Consider the following 17,674-nt stretch of genomic DNA (forward strand, 5'->3'; position numbering starts at 1 on the left):
GATTGCGAGCGCCAGCGTTGCGAGCGCCAGAGCTATTGATAGGCGGACGCGGATTCTCGTTGACAAGCGAGCAGTCCTCCCGAGTTCCTGCGAATTGATGGCACGCTACCAGTGGGATTAGTCGGCGCTCACGGGCTGCGGGGTGGTCGGGATGCGTACCGTGGCCAGAAGTGCGCGGTGGTCCGAGCCGGCAATCGTAACCGCTCGCATCGAGGTGGCTGTGGCACCTCGGGTTACGACGTGGTCAATGTCCAACGCAGGCGGCAGCCATGAATCGGCCGGGAACGTAGGGACGAAACCTGCCCCGGCCTGGTCGGCTGCGTTGCGGTAGCCATTGGTCAGAAGATTGCGGAACTGCCGCATGTCTGACGTGCTATTGAAATCGCCCGCGACAATCACGGCGGCCTCACCCACGACGGCGGCAAAGGCATCCAGCACGGACTTGGCGCCCGCGATGCTGGTTTCCCAGCCGTCCACGGTGTCTTTCTGGGATGCCACTGGGGAGAAGACATGCACGCTCGCGACGAGCGGCTCGACACGAACGCCGGGGACGTGGACCCTTGCAGCGACAATGTTGAGGCTCCGGGGCTTTCCAGTCGACACCGAATCCAGCGGATACCGGCTCCACAAACCGATCCCGCCGGCGTCGGGTGCTGGAGTGAGGACGGAATAGGGGAATGCCTCGTCGATGCCGGCGTGCGAGAAGCGTTCGACGGCCTCAGGGGTGAGCTCCGAGACGGTCACGACATCCGCAGAGTTTTTGGCCAGTTCGAGGAACCCCGTCGGATCGGCCTGTCCTTTGCGCAGATTCGACGAGAGAACTCGAACGTCTGCGAATTGTGTCGCGGCGGGGCGGTTGAAGGAGTAGCGGGGAATCTGGATCGCCCCGGTGACCGTTACGACGAGGACGGCGACGATCGTCAAGACAGTGCGGCGCGACCAGGCCGACAGAATCAGCGCAACCACGCCGATGAACGGGGCGTAGGGCGAACCGGCCACGACGACTACACCGAGCAAGTTCGAGATCGGGCGGGCGCGGGCGACAACGGTGAGTACGGCGAACAAGAGTGCGGCAACTGCGAGGGCTGTCACGAGGACGCGTCGTTTGCCGGACATCAGAAGGCGACGGGGCTACCCGTGTGCGGCGCATCGAAGTCGGCAGGCGTGGTGCACATTCCGGGGAACCAGACGGATCATGGCGTTCGGCATAGCTCGAGGATGGGTGGCAGCAAGCCGGCGATCTGAGCACCGACAGATGCAAAGACTTCGGGATCCTGCCCGATGGGGTCGGGGATGTCGAACAGCTCGCGTGCCGTGAGTTGTGGACGCAGAGCCGGGAGGTCCGCAACGGTGGTGGCGCCGTGTGCGGAGACAAGTTGAGCGGCCTCGCTCAAGGTGAACGTCCGGTGCAACTTTTGTGGGGCGATCTCCAAGGCCGCGTCACGATGTGCCGTCGTCATGGTCAGGATGAGATCAGCCGCGGACATGATTCTCGGCTTGAGTTGTCGCGCAGCGAAGTCGGACGCATCTCCGCCCAGCGACTCCAGGACTGTCGCGGCATCCCGGTGAATCGGATGTGCGATCACTGCGCGAATCCCCGCGCTGGACGCAATGAAGTTGGGAATCTGAGCCCGATCGGCATAGGCGGCCGCAACCCGCTCAGCGGTTGGTGACCGGCAGATGTTGCCAGTACACACAAACAGTATGTGCAGGACGTACTCCTTGCCAGCCAGCACCCGCACCCAGGCTTATCGCCTGGGTCGAATCAATAAATGGTCAGTCAGTATGCGCCGTTGCGTGCGAAGACAACCTGTGGGGTCTTGGCCATGATTCGGAAGTCCCACATCAATGACCACGTGCTGACGTACACCGAGTCAAGGTGCTGCAGATCAGCGTAGGTGAGCTGGCTGCGCCCGCAGACTTGCCACAATCCGGTGATTCCGGGCTTGACGTCCAGGCGTGCCAGGGCCGCACCATCGATGCGATCGGACTCTTCGGTTGGCAGGGGCCGTGGCCCCACCAACGACATCTCCCCGCGGACAACGTTGATCAGCTGGGGAATTTCGTCGAGGCTGGTCTTGCGGATGAAAGCACCGACCCGCGTCACCCTCGGATCGTTTTCCATCTTGAACATCGGCCCGTCGAGTTCGTTGAGCTCAGCGACGGTGGCCCGCTTCTCCCATGCGTCGGCCGTCATCGACCGGAACTTGAAGATCTGGAACGGACGCCCGGCGCGACCCATCCGCTCCTGGCGGAAGAAGACGGGCCCACGGCTATCAAGTTTGATGGCGACCGCGACAACCAGCATTGCCGGCGCCGCAACCACAAGCGCCAGACTTGCCGCGGCGAGGTCGATAATCCGCTTCGTAGCTCGTGCGCCGGGACCCAACGATGCGGTCGGCAAGTGCATCAGCGTGAGGCCGTGCAGCTCCTCGGCCTCGCTGCGCCAGTTGTGAAGTTCAAAGTAGCGCGGGATCTCCGACACCGGCACCCGGCCCTGAAGGCCACGCAGCGCTTCGAGAACCGCCATATCGCTCGCGTTGGGAAACCCGACGATCACCCGGTCGATGTTGTGAGCCTCGCAGACGGCAGGGAGGTCAGCGAGGGAACCGAGGGTCTGAGCGCTCGCTGGTGCGTCATCGTCGACGTGCCCGACAACGAAGGTGTCGGGGCACCTGCGCAGCCTGGAAGTCAAGCGATCCGAGATCGGCCCGGTGCCCACCACCAGAATGCGAGTCACCGTCGGGTCGAACATCCGAACGACCAGTCGTCGTCCGAAAGGAACCAAGAGAATGGCGGGGAGAGTCATTGCGACCGACGCCGTCAGTGTCATTCTGCCGCCGCGGAAGACAAATGCGTCGAGGGCAAGCGCAAGCAGAGCAGCGGTCGGCAAGCATCGCGCGATCACCGAAGCTCGCCACCATTCACTCGGCCGTAGCCGCGATGCTGGTTGCCGGTACAGCCCGTGTAGGTGTAGCGCCACGGCCATCGCGACTGTCGCGAGGACGACGCTACGGACACCGAGGGCGCCGGCACGTTGCGCGCTGATGTTGGACAGCACCACCGCACCGATAGACGCCGACGCCGTCAGGGTCACGAGATCGGCGATCTGCAGGAAATAGCGGTGTCGGAGACCGACCTTGTGGGCCTGCTTGGTATCAGAGTCAGGTTTTGTCGCTATCGGAGCCGTTCGCCCGGCTTGGTGCGCCGACGAATGTGGTGGCGTGATCTCGATTGTCATTAGTAGTTCCCCCCGTAATTTATTTCCGCGTCACCAGCCGAAGCCGACGAGTCGCAACCCCGATCCGACGAAATCAGCTTCTGGCAGGCAATTCCGTCCATCGATGACGAGATCACCCCGCATGACCCGACGCAGGCCGGCCGGATCGATGGACCGGAACTCCGGCCATTCCGTCGTCACAACAACAGCGTCCACCCGGTCGGCTGCCTCATAGGCATCATGCGCTATCCGGACGGCCGCCAACTCGTCCGGCAGCGTCTTGACGACGGGATCGAAGGCCGATACCACCGCGCCTGCAGCCAGTAGGCGACGGGCTATATCCAAAGCTGGAGCGTCACGCAGGTCGTCCGTTCCAGGCTTGAACGTCAGACCAAGCATCGCGATCCGGCGGCCCTTGAGCACGTGTAGTTCTCGCTGAAGTTTGCGGACAACACTCGCGCGCTGCGATTTGTTGATCCCAACCGTTGCCTGCAGCATTGACGGCGTATAGCCGTATTCCTGGCTCGTCGAAATCAGCGCAGCGACATCCTTGCCGAAGCACGAGCCGCCCCATCCCACGCCTGGGTTCAAGAAGGCATTGCCGATACGGTGGTCGGCGCCGATCGCGGGCAGCACCTGACGGACGTCGGCGCCGAAGAGCTCGCACATCTGCGCCATCTCGTTGGCGAAACTGATCTTGGTCGCCAGAAACGCATTCGCCGCGTACTTGATCATCTCCGCGGACGACAGGTCCGTCGTGATCAGCGCTGGCCGAAGAGTCCGGCGCCCGCCGTCGAAGGATTGCTCGAGAACAGGCGCATACAGCTCGGCGACACGGTTCACATCGGAGGCGGCGCCTCCCAGCACGATCCGGTCCGGATAAAGGAAGTCGTCGATGGCACAGCCCTCGCGCAGGAACTCCGGATTGGACACGACATGGAACGACAGTTGCCGGTCTCCCCCTAGGGCGTCTTCCAATATCGTGCGGGTCCAGTTTCCAGAGCCAACCGGCACAGTGGACTTGTTGACAATCACCACGTCTGCCCGCAGGTAAGGCGCCAACGACTGAATCGCGCCCTCCAGCTGCGTGAGGTCGGGAGCACCCTCCGGGCCGGGGGGAGTTCCCACGCAAAGGAAGACGAAGTCGGCGTCGGACAGCGCGTCCGCGGGACGATCGGTGAACTGGAGGCGACCTGTCGACAGCGCGGTTTTCAACATCTCCGGCAGGCCGGGCTCGACGAACGGTGCCTGCCCTTGATTGAGCTGGCTGGCGCGCATCGAGTCGCTGTCCAGGCCGTAAACGGAATGCCCGAGAAAAGCCAAGCACGTCGAGGTCACCGCGCCCACGTAACCGGTACCGATGACGGCGACCTTGTGGCGGGGGTGCTCTTGCTTTTCTGGGACCGCGTAGGACACAGGCGAACCAGCGGCGAAATCACCGTGAAAACGGTCGCGGAACCAGGAAACGGTCGTCATCAATCCATCGCCGACGTCGACCTTCGGTTCCCATTGCAATCCGGTCTGGGCGAGGGTGATGTCTGGTCGGCGCTGGGAGGGGTCATCCCGTGGCCGCTCGGTGAACTCGATCGGGGAGTCGGATCCCGTGAGCTCGCGGATGAGTTCGGCCAGCTCCAGCATGGTCAGTTCGTGCGGGTTACCGATGTTGACCGGCCCCGAGAGGTCGGAGAACAACAGCCGTATCGCGCCTTCGACGAGGTCATCGACATAGCAAACCGATCGGGTCTGGCTACCGTCGCCGTGAACCGTCATGGGAGCGCCGGCCAGAGCCTGGTTGACGAAGGCGGGAATTGCGCGACCGTCATCCGGGCGCATGCGGGGACCGTAGGTGTTGAAGATCCGCATTATCGCGGTGTTCACACCGTGCTTCGTCCGATATGCGGTAGTGAGTGCCTCCGCGAAGCGCTTCGCCTCGTCATAACATGAGCGGGGACCCACCGGATTGACGTTGCCCCAGTAGCTCTCGGGCTGAGGATGCACAAGCGGATCGCCGTATGTCTCCGACGTGGAGGCGAGCAGGTAACGGGCGCCCTTTTCTTTCGCCAAGCCGAGCGTGTGCAGCGTTCCGAGTGAACCCACCTTCAGCGTCTGAATCGGCAGTTGGGCGTAGTCGATCGGCGACGCCGGCGACGCGAAATGCAGGACGAAATCGACCGGTCCGGGGATCGAGATGAAATCGCTGACATCGGCCTTTATGAGCCGGAAGCCGTCTCGCCCCTGCAGGTGCGCAACATTCTCGGGCTTGCCGGTGATGAAGTTGTCGAGGACGATTACGTCGATATCGTGCGCTAGCAGCGCTTCGGCCAGGTGGGAGCCGACAAATCCGGCACCACCCGTCAGCACGGCCCGACGTCGCATTTTTTACGCCCTCCGAATGCCGCGTTCGACGCCGATTGTTGGCGTCAACTTCCCGAAACCCGTCATGTGCGGGCGGAGCACTTCATTGAGACTTCGCCGCGAACGTTGCGTTGGCCGGATGGCTGTTGCGTGCACGTATTTTTCCCCCGGCCTTCGCCCCCAGCCAGTCCCCAACTCAGACCCCTTGTCAGCTGGCTCTTCCCGGCACTACGACGCTATCATCGCGAGCTGCCTCCAGCAACGGGAATGCCCAATGTTCAACGGTGGCATCGTTGCACCGTAGACGTGGTTTACGGCGCTGTTTGGTCCGGAATTCACGCGGCCGTCAGGGCTCTGCCTTGGTGGGGTCGGCGCTTCCGCCCCCACGCCTGGCTCGTTCGCCCGACCTATACTTCCGACCGGGGGTCTGCCTCCCGTGAGGTGTCGCTTGAATGTGTGAGCGTGGCATCACCGCGCTGAGCAAGTCGGAAGTGGGGGTGTACCTGTGGCGAGTGCGGAGGAAGAGTTTCAACTTCCCACGATCACGGACGAAACCATCGCTCGTTATCGGCAGAATTACGGTCTTCCGTCGAGCGTGACCGTTACCGAGCAGATGGTTCGACAACATGTCGAACTTGAGCACCACCTCACAGAACGGCTCATGAACTCACGGCCGGACAACCGGACGGCGGTTTGGGTCGAGAGCTACGACAGGCTTTATCACGATCTGCCGTGGTTGGCGGGAGCTCCCTCAACCGGCGAAACCAATACCGATCTCGAGTTCAGCCATTTCCTCAAGTTGATTCCAGCCGGCTCTCGTGTAATCGAAATCGGATCGGGTGCCGGGTCGTTGTCGCGGTACCTGACTGAGCACGGCCGGCCGTGCATCGCGACCGATATCACCGAGGAACGCGGAGGCACGCGAAAGGACGACTCGGTCGAATGGCATGCGACTGATGGTGTCCATTTGGATGACTACGAAGATGGCCCGAAGTACGACGTCGTCCTCTCAACGCAGGTGATTGAACACTTACACCCGGAGGATGTCGAACGGCACTTCCGGGGTGCGTTTGAGTTGCTCAAACCGGGTGGCGCCTATGTATTCAATACGCCACATGTCTTTATGGGCCCCGCGGATTTGTCGCGTGTATTTGCTTACGACCGGGCCCGTTTCATGCATCTCAAGGAATACACCCACGCAGAGCTAGGAACGCTTGCGCGACGGGTCGGTTTCGGGAGCTTGCGCGCCGTCTACGTTCCCCCCGTCCCCATCAGGGCCAGGTTGCCGTTCACGCTGAGGGGTAGGTGGCTCTATCGCTACTTGACCGTGTTGGAGCGGCTAATTGGAGGGAAGAGAGTCCCCAAGCCGATTCTGAGGGCACTCTTCTTCCACTGCGATGTTTTCCTAATTGCGGTGAAATAGGTAGGTATCACGGCGTGTTGGCCGATACGGCCTCGAGCTCGCGAGGGTCGCTCGTGGCCTGGCCGCTACCTCACCGTCTTGGCGAAGGGCTGATACTTTGAGCGACATGGATTCTCCCGATGGGGCGCACCACGACTATTTCTACGGCGTCCGTGAGTCAATCGACTTCCGGCCGGAGGCTCGCGGTATCTACGAGCAGCGGGTGGCTTCTAAGGACCTTGTGCTTGACGTTGGTGGGCGCAACGCTCAGTCGCGGAGCCACCGTCAGCTGAGGGAGCTGTCGGTCAATCCGGAGACGCGGATTGTTTCGACCGACGTGGTTGACGATTATTCGCCAGATCTAATCGACGATATCTGTCACTCGAATATCGACGACGAGACCTACGACGGCGTTTACGTGGATGCCATACTTGAACACGTCGAAGAGTATTGGTTGGCTATGGACAACATTCACAGAATCCTGAAGCCGGGCGGTGAAGTCTTCATTTATGTGCCATTTTTCTGGGAAGTGCACGATCTTATGGACTTTCACCGATTTACCATCGCTGAGGTCGATCGGCTGTTGAAGGGCCGGTTCTCTGAGTACCGGCTGTTTTTGCCTGGCGAGCAGGGATACGGCGGGGTCCTCTGGCAGCTTCTCACTTTCTATCTGATCGATCAGTTCCCAAGGGCCCACAACGTACTGGCGAAAATCACCAACGTCGCGGCAGTGCCCCTGATCGCGCTGCGTTATCTGGCTGGACCGTACCGCAAAGGACGCAGCAGGATTTCATTCAAAGAGTACCGATTTTTATGCACGCATATCTATGTGAACCATGGGTTCTGTGCTTGGGCGAAGAAGTAATCTTCGTCGACAAGAGGGTCGCTAACGGCGTCGGCGGTCGAGTTCTTCGAGGGTGGTTTTGAGGAAGTGATATCGAATTGCGAACTTTGGGCTGTGTCTCAAAAGCGCTGTTAATGCGCATTTGATACGAAGCTGTCGTTTGGGAGTGCTGAAGAGTTCAATGACGTCTCCGCCGAAGATCGCTGACCACTTCGCATTCACCTCGGCAGCACTTCTAACCGATGCGACCGCGAGTCGTGAGATGTAGTCGACGGTCGTGCGATCGGCCGGGATGACGTGACGCAGTTTTAGAGAGCCAACCGTTCCGACACGGTAGCCATTGCTTATCGCAAAGAAATCCAAGTCAATATCCTCTGACGAGGACAGTTGTGTGCCAACCCGTCCCGACACGTAAGCGCTGCCCTCGGCGATGGATCGGTAGTAGCCCTCAATGACATCTCGGCGTACGGCCATACCAGCCCCGATGGCGAAGTGCTCGTTATACGGAGGTCTATCGGTGAGATAGGTACCTTCGGTCGGAAGGCGGCGTATGGCCAACATGTTCTCGAAGGTCGCCAGCCATGCGGGCGGCTGCTCGTCGTATTCGGGCAATATAGCGCCACTCACAACGCCAATTGTTGGGTCCGCGAAGATCCTGCTCACTTTCGACAGGTAGTCGGGCGCAAGCATATTATCGTCGTCAACGAAAACCAAAATCGATCCGCGAGTATTTGTGAGCCCGCATTCACGCGCCTTGGAAAGGCCCTGTTCGGGCTCGGATACAACGCGAATGTCACCGTCTGCGATATACGGTCGGCCGCTTACCGGGAGATTGCTGTTATTGTCTACAACCAAGAGTTCCCACGTCGCGGGGTCCAAGTCCTGCGAAAGGATCGCGTCCAGCGCTCTGGCCAATACATCGTCGGCGGGATTGTAAGTGCAGACGACGACCGATATCAGCAATTCTGCCGCCTACTGATCGTATAACCAGCGTCGCTCATCCAGGATTCAACACGGGACCAGGACTGCTCGAAATCCACGGGGGGACTCCATTGCGCCAATACACGCGTTTCGAACTGTGTCTGGGCACTCATGATGTTGAGGACAGTTCTTTCGATGGTCGTCAGGCCGTAGCCGGTCGGAAGAGCTTTCGTGAAGCGCTTCTTGACCCGGTCATATCGCCCTTCGCCCAAGCCTCTGATCAGAGTTCGCAAACTCGATCCCGTGATTCGATTTGCGGCGAGACTCCGATAGAGTGCTCCAGGCCGCAGCGAGGCAAATGCCTCTTGGGCTTCCGCCTTGAGGCCCAAGGGATCTCGTTGCAGGCTTGGTACCCGAACAGCTTTCTGTCCCAATGCCGATTCGATCTGTTCGATCCAAGCACTCCACCGGTAGGACGACATTTCCGCCAGGTGATAGAACTGGTGGCCGCGCAGCTCGTCGCGGTCGATCAGGTACGACAGATAGGAGGCGGCGTTCGCCACGTCCGTGGCGTTGCAGTATCCGTCGACGCCCTCAATTCCAACCGGCTCGCCGAACAGTGTCTTATTCACCAACGCGACGGTCCAATTGGGCGAACCGGGCCCCCAGATGTTGCCGAGCCTCACGATTTGGACACTGTTCGACTGGAATTCGCTGAGGATCAAATTTTCCAATTCGATCTTGGCCTCGATGTATGCGTAATCCCGGGCCATCTCAACAGGTGCGGCAACTATGGGCCTCTCGAAGCCGTAACCAAAGACTGCCTGAGTGCTGACATGAATGAGCCGGGTATTCGGGCCGGCAACGGCCCTGATCTGACCGAGAATTTCTCTATTTCTGGCCGGAAAGTAATGGGGGGCACCCGTGGTCGGGTAGGCAAGATTTACGACGACGTCGACGGTGCCCACTGATGAGATGTCTTCGGGTGCAACGATGTTGAATCCAGAGTCGCGGAGCAGGAATCGGCCGTTTTCTCTGGTGATTGCAGTTATTTCGTGATCGGCTCCACGTAGCTGCCTGGCCAACTCCAAGCCAACGAAACCGGCCGCGCCGATTATGGCGACACGCTTCACGGTATTCCGCCCCCCATGTGGTCGGGAATCCGAGGACCCGACGACGCCCAAGTCCTGAGGATATCACCGGGCTTCACCCCGCGAACTCCGCCAGTGGAGCGCCGAGAGTATCGGTCTGAACTGCGAAAACTGACCCGGCAAGCGGCTCGATTCCGGGGGCAAGGTCCTGTGCGGAGGTCGTGATGAAGAGGACGTTGCGGTCGCTGCCGCCGAAGGCGCACGAACTCACCTGCGAGACTCCAGGGACGTTGATTGTCTCAACATGGCGGCCGGTGACGTCGAAGTGGCTCACACAGCCGGCGCCCCACAGAGCGACCCATAGGCCGCCCTCCTCGTCGATGGCCATTCCGTCGGGGAAACCATTGGGCTGGCCGATCCAGGCGTGGTTTCGCCGACCAGACCAGCCACCGGTGACCGGATCGACATCGAAGACGTCGATGCGCCGAGTCGGAGTGTCGACGTAGAAGACCTGTGAGCCGTCCGCCGACCATTGCACGCCGTTGGAAATCGAGACGTCCTCGAGCAGTGTGGTCACGCGGTGGTCGGCCGACACCCGAAAAACGGAACCAGCGCCTGGTGTCGTCGCGTAAGCCATTGTGCCGATGATGAAACCGCCCAAGGGATCGCAGCCACCGTCGTTGGTTCGCAAGGCCGGATCAGATGTCACCTCAGCGATCGGATCGCACATCGTGAGCGACTCATCGCAGAGTGCGATGCCGTGTTCGGTCGCTACCGCGTAGCCTCCCGAGGCCCTGCGTCTGATCACTGTCACGACGGGGATGGGCAACTGGTGACGGGTGCTGACACCAACATCGTCGACCGACACGACTGTCCCCGCCAACGCGTCGACGAACAGAAGGCTGTCGGTGCGTTCGTCCCAGAACGGGCCCTCAGCGTGATATGCAACGGCGCGAGCGAAAAGCTGAGCTTCGAGCACGGCTCGTCACGACCTCAACGTTGGGTGGCGGCACCTAGGGGACGGCAATGTGACGTCGCCCAGCGGGTGTTTGACCGGCGTTTCTATCGTAGCCTGAGCACCAGACCATGGACACATCATCACTGGCCTCGGCGCTTGCTGCCACCGCAGCTCCTACGCGATCTGTTGGCACGCTTCCGCCCGGTGCGGAGCACTGAGCCATGCGGTCAATCGTGTCGCGGGTCTGGAATTCGCCGACGTATACGACGTGGGGCAGCCTTCTCGCCAACTCTTTGAGCGCCGTCGTGGTATTGCCCCTGGTTCTCACGCGGTTCAGCGCGCAGGAGATCGTCGTCTGGTATCTCATGGCGACTTTCCTTGGTCTGCAACACGTTGTCGATATCGGGTTCAGCCCCACCTTCAGCAGGATTATCACCTACCTTGTTGGCGGACTAGGAATCGACGAATTGTGGCGTCCCAGCAAGAGCGGTTCCGGAATTCTGGATCGGGAAGATCTGAACCGCGTCTACTCGACAATGAGTTCGATATATCTGTGGCTGGGACTTGCTTGGACGTTATTGCTGCTCGTCGTGGGCTCTTTGGCGCTCCAGAGGCCGATCTCGCACGTACAGGACTCTCGATCAGCCTGGCTGGCCTGGGGGGTGATTCTGGGGGTTTCGTACGTTTCATTCTGGGGAGAGAAGTATGTCTCTTACCTGATGGGATTGAACCAAGTTGCGCTGCTGCGACGCTGGGACACCATGGCTGCACTCGGCGCCATCGTCTCCAGCTTCCTGGTGTTATACCTTGGCGGTGGATTGCTTGAACTGGTGATCGCAAACCAGTCTTGGCAAGTACTCAAAGTCGTCCGAAACCGATGGCTTGCGCGTTCTGCCGGCGGCGCAATGATGCGCGAATTCACGAAAACGCCATTCAACAGACAAATCTTCGACTCCGTTTGGCCCAGCGCCTGGCGCAGCGGCATTGGTGTCTTCTTGAGCTACGGCGTAATTCAGTCGAGCGGTATCATCTATGCCCAGGTGGGCAGCACCGCGAGCGTCGCGAGTTACTTGCTGGGCATGCGCTTCATGCAGATTCTTACGCAGTTCGCCACGGCCCCCTTCTATAGCAAGATCCCCGTCTACTCAAGGCTTTATGCTGAGGGGAAGAAGGAGGAGCTGCTGCAAATCGCACAGCGCGGTATGCGTTTATCGCACTGGGCGTTTGTCGTCGGTTTCCTCGGTATTGAGTTCGTGGTGCAGCCGCTGCTGAAATTTATCGGCAGCAACGCGGCATTTCCGAGCCCGCTGTTGTGGACGTTGATGGGCCTGGCTTTCTTCGCGGAACGATTCGGCGCCATGCATATTCAGCTCTACAGCACAACTAATAAGATCATATGGCACATCGCCAATGGCGTCAGCGGTACGATTTATTTGATAGTCAGCCTCGGGCTGCTCAAAGTGATCGGGGTTTATGCGTTTCCAGTGGGAATCATTGTCGGGTATTACGGATTCTATTCTTGGTATTCTGCGAAGCACTCCTATCAAGAATTTGGAGTGCGACCCGTGGCGTACGAGAAATCATGTTCCATGATTCCGGGAGCGGTACTGCTCGCGTCATTTGTCGTGATTCTTGTTCAGTCCGGGTTCCGGATCTGAATTTAGGGGGAGGAAGATGGGAAACACATCCAAACGGATACTCGGGCGGCTGCAACGCGAAAATGCCAAGTATCAGAAGTCGCTGAGAGAGCTCGTATGGTCGGCAAGTTCTGAGGGCAGGCACAGCAACAACAAGTTGGCCGATCTGCGCGGGATGTTCGCGGGGCAGCGCTGTTTCGTGATGGGCAACGGACCCAGCCTGCTGAAGTGTGACCTCAGTCTCCTGAAGAACGAGGTCACGATCGGCAGCAATGCGCAGTATCTGTCGTGGGACACCATGGGATTCATACCGACCTTTCTCACCGTCGAGGACCGGCTGGTGGCCGAGGATCGCGCGAAGGAGCTTTGCGCCCTCGAGCGGCCGGTGAAGATTTTTCCGCGGGATCTTTTGTACTGTCTTCGGGATAGCCAAAACGCGATCTTCATAAATTTCGTCAGGGACTATCAGCCATTCCCTCAATTCACTTCTGACTTTCAAAATATCGTGTACTGGGGAGGGACGGTGAGCGTCTTGAACCTACAGCTTGCGTACTACCTCGGCTGCGACGAGATATACCTAATAGGATTCGACCACAACTACAAGGTGCCAGATGATGTGAAAGATTTTGTGATCACATCGCAGGGCGATGATGTCAACCATATTCACCCAGATTACTTTGGCAAAGGCTATCGCTGGCACGACCCAAATTTGGCCCGCATGGAGCAGTCATACGCCGAGGCTCGCCGGTTCCTGGACGCGAAGGGAATTCCAGTCAGGAATGCCACGGTTGGCGGACATCTCGAGGTATTCGAGAGAACCGATTACGCTAGCTTATTCACGTCTAACATGCCCCAAGGAGACAGCCGAGAATGAACGCAAGACGGAGATTGGGCGTCATCGGTTGCGGCGCTGTCGTACAGACGAATTATCTGCCCGCCCTCGCCTACTACCCTGATATACATTTCGCCCGCGTCACCGACCTGAACGCTGAGGCTGCCGCCCATGTCGCAGCGGTGAGCGGTGCGGAGGCGTCATCGCTGGACCAGATCATGGCGGATTGCGAGATCGTCATTGTTGCGACACCGCCGGGTACTCACCGCGGTCTGGTCGAGCAAGTCCTGGCCGATGGTCGAACTGTCATATGCGAGAAGCCGTTTGTCGGAGAGAAGGCCGACGCTGAGGCTCTCGCAAGCCTGGCCGCAGATCGCAAGAGCAAGCTCTTTGTCGCTCACTTCCGTCGCTGCTTTCCGTCGGTCCGCTTGGGCCGGGCGTTGATCGAGTCGGGGATACTGGGCCACGTCACGCGTGTGAGCGCATACGAAGGTGGCCGCTTTTCGTGGCAGTCGAAATCGAGTTACGTCTACAAGGATCCTCATGGCGGTGTGCTGTTCGACACCGGATCCCATACTCTCGACATGCTTCTTTATGTCGCGTGTCTGGACACTGGGAGTTTGAAAGTGACCAGCGCCCGCACCGAGAGGGACCGGCCCGAGCCTTCCAATGAGCTGGAGGCGCATGTCTCTATTTCTCGGGAAGGCCACGAAATTCCGGGGCACTTCAAGTTGAGTCGCATCGGTGCGACCGCGAACAAAATCCTCGTGGAGTGTGACAACGGTTTCGTCGAATTGCCAGTCGGGCTGGCCAACTACGTGAGGATCGGTAAGCAGGACGGACGTGCCGTCATTGTGCACGCCCGAGAGTCCTACGCCGACCTCATGGAGTGCTTCGCGCTCCAACTCAAGGAGATGTTTTTCCCCGATGAGGACCGAACCTTTGCAGCTGAGCGGTTCATCAACCTGACCGACTTGCTCGAATCCGTGAATGATGGCTGACGAGGCGCAGCGGAGTTCAGCAGTCGCGGGAGGGTTCGCAGTGGTCACGTTCCCGCCGCTGCCCTGGAGACCTGTCGTAGTACCGTAGGAACAGAAATCAGATGGGGGAAGTATGGCAAGTCGAGTCCGCGGTGCGATCGCACGGCTACCGAAAGCCCGCCAGGCGTACGAATGGATTCGGGGATTCCCCGATAGCGATTCAATTAATCAGCAACTGCAGATCAGCCTCCTCGCCCAGTATCGGGCTCAATTCCGCGCCGGCGTCGCTCCTTTCGAGTCAATTAGCGATGCAGGATTCCGCTGCTACTCGGAATTCGAAGAGGACGGCATTTTGCTCTACGCCCTTGCTGCCATTGGCATGAAGACTAGGCGGATCGTAGAAATAGGCTGCGGGACCGGTAACGTCAACATGTCGAGCAATCTGATATTGAACCACGGGTACAAGGGTTACCTCTTCGACGGATCGTCATCGAACATCGCTGCTGCGGATATCTTCTACCAGTCGAAAAGGGATTGCCATCTCATCCTGCCAGAACTGACCCAATCATGGATCACTCGCGAAAATGTCAATCAGATTCTCTCGGCAGCGGGAGCGGCCGGCGAAGTGGATGTTTTTTCACTCGACATCGATGGCAATGACTGGCACATCTGGGATGCCATTGATGTCATCCAGCCTCGATTGTGCGTCTTCGAAACGAACGACATCATTCCCGGTGATTTAAGCCTCACAGTTCCGTATGTTCCCGATTTCGATTACCTGAGCCTTCCCGAAAATCAGCAGGATTTCCGGTCCGTATCTCTCCTGGCCATGTCACGGCTCAGTGCGTCGAAGGGTTATCGACTGATCGGCGCTCACCGCCACGGCTTCAACGTCTTTTTCATGCGAGACGACCTTGGTCAAGAGCTCTTCCCGGAAGTCTCCATAGGCGACGTTCACGACAATCTGTGGACACGCCAGGGACAATCGACGCGCTGGCCGGCGGTACGCGACATGGGATGGCAGGAAGTCTGATTCGAACACCCTTTGCCATTCATTCGGCGCGTATCAGAGTTCCCTTTTCTCCCACGCGAACGAAGGGCAGGCCGTGGCTCGAGATGAACTCCTCGTAGGCTTGCAACGATCCGTCCCAAGGAGTGCCGGCCAAGCAATCGTCCAGCACAATCCCGCCCCCTGGGGCTAGTCGCGGATATACCGCCTCAAGGATCTCGATGGTGGGCTGGTAAAGATCAACGTCCAAAAGCATGGCGCCAATCGGTGGCAGCGCTTCCCAATCGACTGTTGATGCATCGCCCTTTACTGTTTCGAACCGACTGTAGCCAAGGCCGAAGAGATTCTGGCGAAACCGCCTCTCATCCCCGTACCGAAACTTATCGTATTCCCCCCTGTCCTTATTTCGGTTGCGCACTTCGTGTTCGATGCTGCGTTCCGTGAACCCCGAAAATGTGTCAAATAGGTAGACGGTTCGCTCATCTGCTGTCTTGGTCATATGCTCGAGCAGAAAGACGGAGGTGTCGCCGTGAGCGACACCTACCTCGGCGACTATCGATGCCGAGGAGCGGGTAGCATCAATGAAGTTCACCATCGCACACAGCTGGCCGGGATTGATTTTGTATGGATACTTCGGAGCCATGATTCGATTTAGAACCGGCGAATTGTAAACAATCTGCTTACCCAGCTCGACTATGTTCATAGCATCCTTTCTGGCTGACTCGCGACATCGCTATGAGTCCAAGAAATATGAGCAAAGTTTTGGTCTTGCCCGCGGCGGCTGAACGATCCTGCATGCGCTTCAGTGAACCCGCAGCCGCACACAACCGGCAGCTCCATTCGCGTACATGATTCCCCCCGGCCATTACCGAAAATAACTGCAGACGTCCCGCCACTAGGTGGGAGATGCCGTCGCCGGTAATACTACTATCGAATGGGTGCGGTAGCGCGACGATTGCCGGACGGGTGGCGGCTACTCGGTATGCGGCACCAAGGGCCCCGCCCGCTTGGTGGGGTCGGTGACCCTGGCATAGCTTCGCTGAATTACCGTGTTGGACAGCGCGTTCCGGCGGGATTGGTCAGTGCTCGCAGGGAATCGGCGTTGCTTATGACCTCGCGGCTCCGGCGATGGGCAGATCTCGGCACACGGATCGTCGATGACGTCGAAGCCGCTCGGCCTTCGGAACCCCTCGCCGCCGGCCTCGGGGCGTCGATAGGTCGGTCGACGACGCGACCCGTCGTACAATGCACCGCCTCGCGTCGTGTTGCGGCGCGAAAGTCGGGTGATACGCTTTTTCGCGTGGGTGGGGAGCGGCACGAACAGATCTCGGCTCCCATGCGGGGAGTGTCTTAAGTGCGAATTCTTTGGCTAACGATCTGTTTTCGTTCCATGGCGCATATACGCAGAGAAGAATTTCTCAACGCCGGCGCGGAGATGATGCTGGTCACGTCAAATCGCGGGCTATCAAGACAATTCGGGCCAACTCGAGAGTACGAGACCGTATTACTTGGGCGTCCCGTACCCTGGGCGGACTGGCTGCCGTGTTATCGGACATACCAAGAGGTCAAGCAGTTCAGGCCCGACGTGGTTGTGACCGAGATGCTGTCCGACCCTCGGTGGCGGCTATTCGCCGGATCGACGCCACGAATTAATTTGGTTCACGACGCCGAGCCTCACGATGAAAAGGATGAGCGGCCTTGGTGGAACCACGTGATGTTCGATCGCTGGAACGACAATGCGGACGCGACAATCGCTTTCAGTGATTTTGTTGCGTCAAGCCTGATCGCCCAGGGGAAGGACGAATCACGGCTGCGGGTGGCGCCGCTGCACAGTGACCTCGACCCCGCTCTCGTCCCTCCGCTGGTACCGGCCAACGAGCGGAAGAACTTCATCATGTTCGGGCGCCAACATCCCTACAAGAATCACGGGGTTATTTTTGCTGCGTGGGCGGCACACGTCGCGAGTCGCGACTGGCGTGGCGATGAATTGATCTTTTACGGTGACGGCGAGATCACTCAGCCCCTGCCGCCTCACGCCCGTTGGGTGCGTGGACAATTCAACTACGCAGACGTGGTGGACGAGTTTTCACGTGCCAAAGGTTCGTTAGTTCATCACACGGAGGGTGCGTCCCAGAGTGGCGTGCAGCTTCTGTCTATGCAACTTGGAGTTCCGACCCTTGTATCGACAGGGGGGGCGTTGCCTGAATTTCAACCCGACGGCCTGAACGTGACTGGTATCAATGACGTCGATGGACTCACCCGGGCAATCAACACCTTGGCAGATCCTGTCGAGGTCGACATTCAGAGCCGTATCATGCGAGATCACTATGAGAATCGTTATGACGTTAAGGTATTCGCCAAGCGATTCCTTGAGGTTGCGAACGAGGTTGCCGATGGCGTTGCGTATCGCTGACCGCTGAATTGC

General features: G+C 59.2%; 15 protein-coding genes. 7 read left to right on the forward strand and 8 right to left on the reverse strand.

Annotated elements, in window-relative coordinates; translation table 11 throughout:
- Positions 1-117: 117 nt before the first annotated feature.
- The 4 genes from SLQ31_RS17660 to SLQ31_RS17675 all read right to left on the reverse strand — a co-directional run bounded on the left by SLQ31_RS17660 (position 118) and on the right by SLQ31_RS17675 (position 5,596).
- Entirely contained in the window at positions 118-1,065 is a 948-nt protein-coding gene (locus SLQ31_RS17660; RefSeq protein ID WP_319434983.1) for an endonuclease/exonuclease/phosphatase family protein, read from the reverse strand.
- Between the two features lie 128 nt (positions 1,066-1,193).
- Complete coding sequence (locus tag SLQ31_RS17665; protein WP_319434985.1) at positions 1,194-1,742, reverse strand: low molecular weight phosphatase family protein; 549 nt, start codon at positions 1,740-1,742, stop codon at positions 1,194-1,196.
- A gap of 38 nt (positions 1,743-1,780) precedes the next feature.
- Positions 1,781-3,241 carry a sugar transferase gene (locus SLQ31_RS17670; RefSeq protein ID WP_319434988.1) on the reverse strand — a complete coding sequence of 487 codons (1,461 nt, stop codon included), beginning with the start codon at positions 3,239-3,241 and terminating at the stop codon, positions 1,781-1,783.
- Positions 3,242-3,271: 30 nt separating this feature from the next.
- A complete protein-coding gene (locus tag SLQ31_RS17675; protein ID WP_319434990.1) occupies positions 3,272-5,596 on the reverse strand; it encodes a UDP-glucuronate decarboxylase in 2,325 nt (774 codons plus the stop codon).
- Positions 5,597-6,080: 484 nt separating this feature from the next.
- Between SLQ31_RS17675 and SLQ31_RS17680 the strand changes: the two genes are divergently transcribed.
- Complete coding sequence (locus SLQ31_RS17680; protein ID WP_319434992.1) at positions 6,081-6,998, forward strand: class I SAM-dependent methyltransferase; 918 nt, start codon at positions 6,081-6,083, stop codon at positions 6,996-6,998.
- 106 nt (positions 6,999-7,104) lie between these two features.
- Positions 7,105-7,842, forward strand: a complete 738-nt coding sequence (locus tag SLQ31_RS17685; RefSeq protein ID WP_319434994.1) for a methyltransferase domain-containing protein — start codon at positions 7,105-7,107, stop codon at positions 7,840-7,842.
- A gap of 21 nt (positions 7,843-7,863) precedes the next feature.
- Here the strand turns inward: SLQ31_RS17685 and SLQ31_RS17690 are convergent, their stop codons facing one another.
- The 3 genes from SLQ31_RS17690 to SLQ31_RS17700 form a co-directional block, all read right to left on the reverse strand.
- Positions 7,864-8,784: a glycosyltransferase gene (locus SLQ31_RS17690; protein WP_319434995.1), complete on the reverse strand. Its 921-nt coding sequence runs from the start codon at positions 8,782-8,784 to the stop codon at positions 7,864-7,866.
- A complete protein-coding gene (locus tag SLQ31_RS17695) occupies positions 8,778-9,875 on the reverse strand; it encodes an NAD(P)-dependent oxidoreductase (protein WP_319434997.1) in 1,098 nt (365 codons plus the stop codon). The genes SLQ31_RS17690 and SLQ31_RS17695 overlap by 7 nt, the downstream gene beginning before the upstream one ends.
- Before the next feature lie 73 nt (positions 9,876-9,948).
- Positions 9,949-10,812 (reverse strand): SMP-30/gluconolactonase/LRE family protein, encoded by an 864-nt coding sequence (locus SLQ31_RS17700; RefSeq protein ID WP_319434999.1) that lies wholly within the window; start codon positions 10,810-10,812, stop codon positions 9,949-9,951.
- Positions 10,813-11,012: 200 nt separating this feature from the next.
- Here SLQ31_RS17700 and SLQ31_RS17705 point away from each other — a divergent pair, with 200 nt between their 5' ends.
- The 4 genes from SLQ31_RS17705 (at position 11,013) to SLQ31_RS17720 (ending at position 15,273) form a co-directional block, all read left to right on the forward strand.
- Positions 11,013-12,449, forward strand: coding sequence for a hypothetical protein (locus tag SLQ31_RS17705; RefSeq protein ID WP_319435001.1), 1,437 nt, complete (start codon positions 11,013-11,015; stop codon positions 12,447-12,449).
- Between the two features lie 16 nt (positions 12,450-12,465).
- Positions 12,466-13,302, forward strand: coding sequence for a 6-hydroxymethylpterin diphosphokinase MptE-like protein (locus tag SLQ31_RS17710; RefSeq protein WP_319435003.1), 837 nt, complete (start codon positions 12,466-12,468; stop codon positions 13,300-13,302).
- Positions 13,299-14,261, forward strand: coding sequence for a Gfo/Idh/MocA family oxidoreductase (locus tag SLQ31_RS17715; protein ID WP_319435005.1), 963 nt, complete (start codon positions 13,299-13,301; stop codon positions 14,259-14,261). Before SLQ31_RS17710 ends, SLQ31_RS17715 begins: the two co-directional genes overlap by 4 nt.
- 112 nt (positions 14,262-14,373) lie before the next feature.
- Positions 14,374-15,273 carry a hypothetical protein gene (locus SLQ31_RS17720; RefSeq protein WP_319435007.1) on the forward strand — a complete coding sequence of 300 codons (900 nt, stop codon included), beginning with the start codon at positions 14,374-14,376 and terminating at the stop codon, positions 15,271-15,273.
- 19 nt (positions 15,274-15,292) lie between these two features.
- Here the strand turns inward: SLQ31_RS17720 and SLQ31_RS17725 are convergent, their stop codons facing one another.
- On the reverse strand, positions 15,293-15,952 hold the full coding sequence (locus tag SLQ31_RS17725) for a TylF/MycF/NovP-related O-methyltransferase (protein WP_319435009.1): 660 nt from the start codon (positions 15,950-15,952) through the stop codon (positions 15,293-15,295).
- A 687-nt stretch (positions 15,953-16,639) separates the two neighbouring features.
- Here SLQ31_RS17725 and SLQ31_RS17730 point away from each other — a divergent pair.
- Positions 16,640-17,662 carry a glycosyltransferase gene (locus SLQ31_RS17730; RefSeq protein ID WP_319435011.1) on the forward strand — a complete coding sequence of 341 codons (1,023 nt, stop codon included), beginning with the start codon at positions 16,640-16,642 and terminating at the stop codon, positions 17,660-17,662.
- Positions 17,663-17,674 lie beyond the last annotated feature (12 nt).

This window comes from Mycobacterium sp. RTGN5 (genome assembly GCF_033804465.1).
Lineage (GTDB): Bacteria > Actinomycetota > Actinomycetes > Mycobacteriales > Mycobacteriaceae > Mycobacterium.

Bases quoted from the DNA above. Each gene is read 5' to 3' on its own strand.
- SLQ31_RS17715 (WP_319435005.1), top strand. From the start codon at position 13,299: ATGAACGCAAGACGGAGATTGGGCGTCATCGGTTGCGGCGCTGTCGTA.
- SLQ31_RS17705 (WP_319435001.1), top strand. From the start codon at position 11,013: ATGCGGTCAATCGTGTCGCGGGTCTGGAATTCGCCGACGTATACGACG.
- SLQ31_RS17710 (WP_319435003.1), top strand. From the start codon at position 12,466: ATGGGAAACACATCCAAACGGATACTCGGGCGGCTGCAACGCGAAAAT.
- SLQ31_RS17730 (WP_319435011.1), top strand. From the start codon at position 16,640: ATGGCGCATATACGCAGAGAAGAATTTCTCAACGCCGGCGCGGAGATG.
- SLQ31_RS17685 (WP_319434994.1), top strand. From the start codon at position 7,105: ATGGATTCTCCCGATGGGGCGCACCACGACTATTTCTACGGCGTCCGT.
- SLQ31_RS17670 (WP_319434988.1), bottom strand. From the start codon at position 3,241: ATGACAATCGAGATCACGCCACCACATTCGTCGGCGCACCAAGCCGGG.
- SLQ31_RS17720 (WP_319435007.1), top strand. From the start codon at position 14,374: ATGGCAAGTCGAGTCCGCGGTGCGATCGCACGGCTACCGAAAGCCCGC.
- SLQ31_RS17675 (WP_319434990.1), bottom strand. From the start codon at position 5,596: ATGCGACGTCGGGCCGTGCTGACGGGTGGTGCCGGATTTGTCGGCTCC.
- SLQ31_RS17725 (WP_319435009.1), bottom strand. From the start codon at position 15,952: ATGAACATAGTCGAGCTGGGTAAGCAGATTGTTTACAATTCGCCGGTT.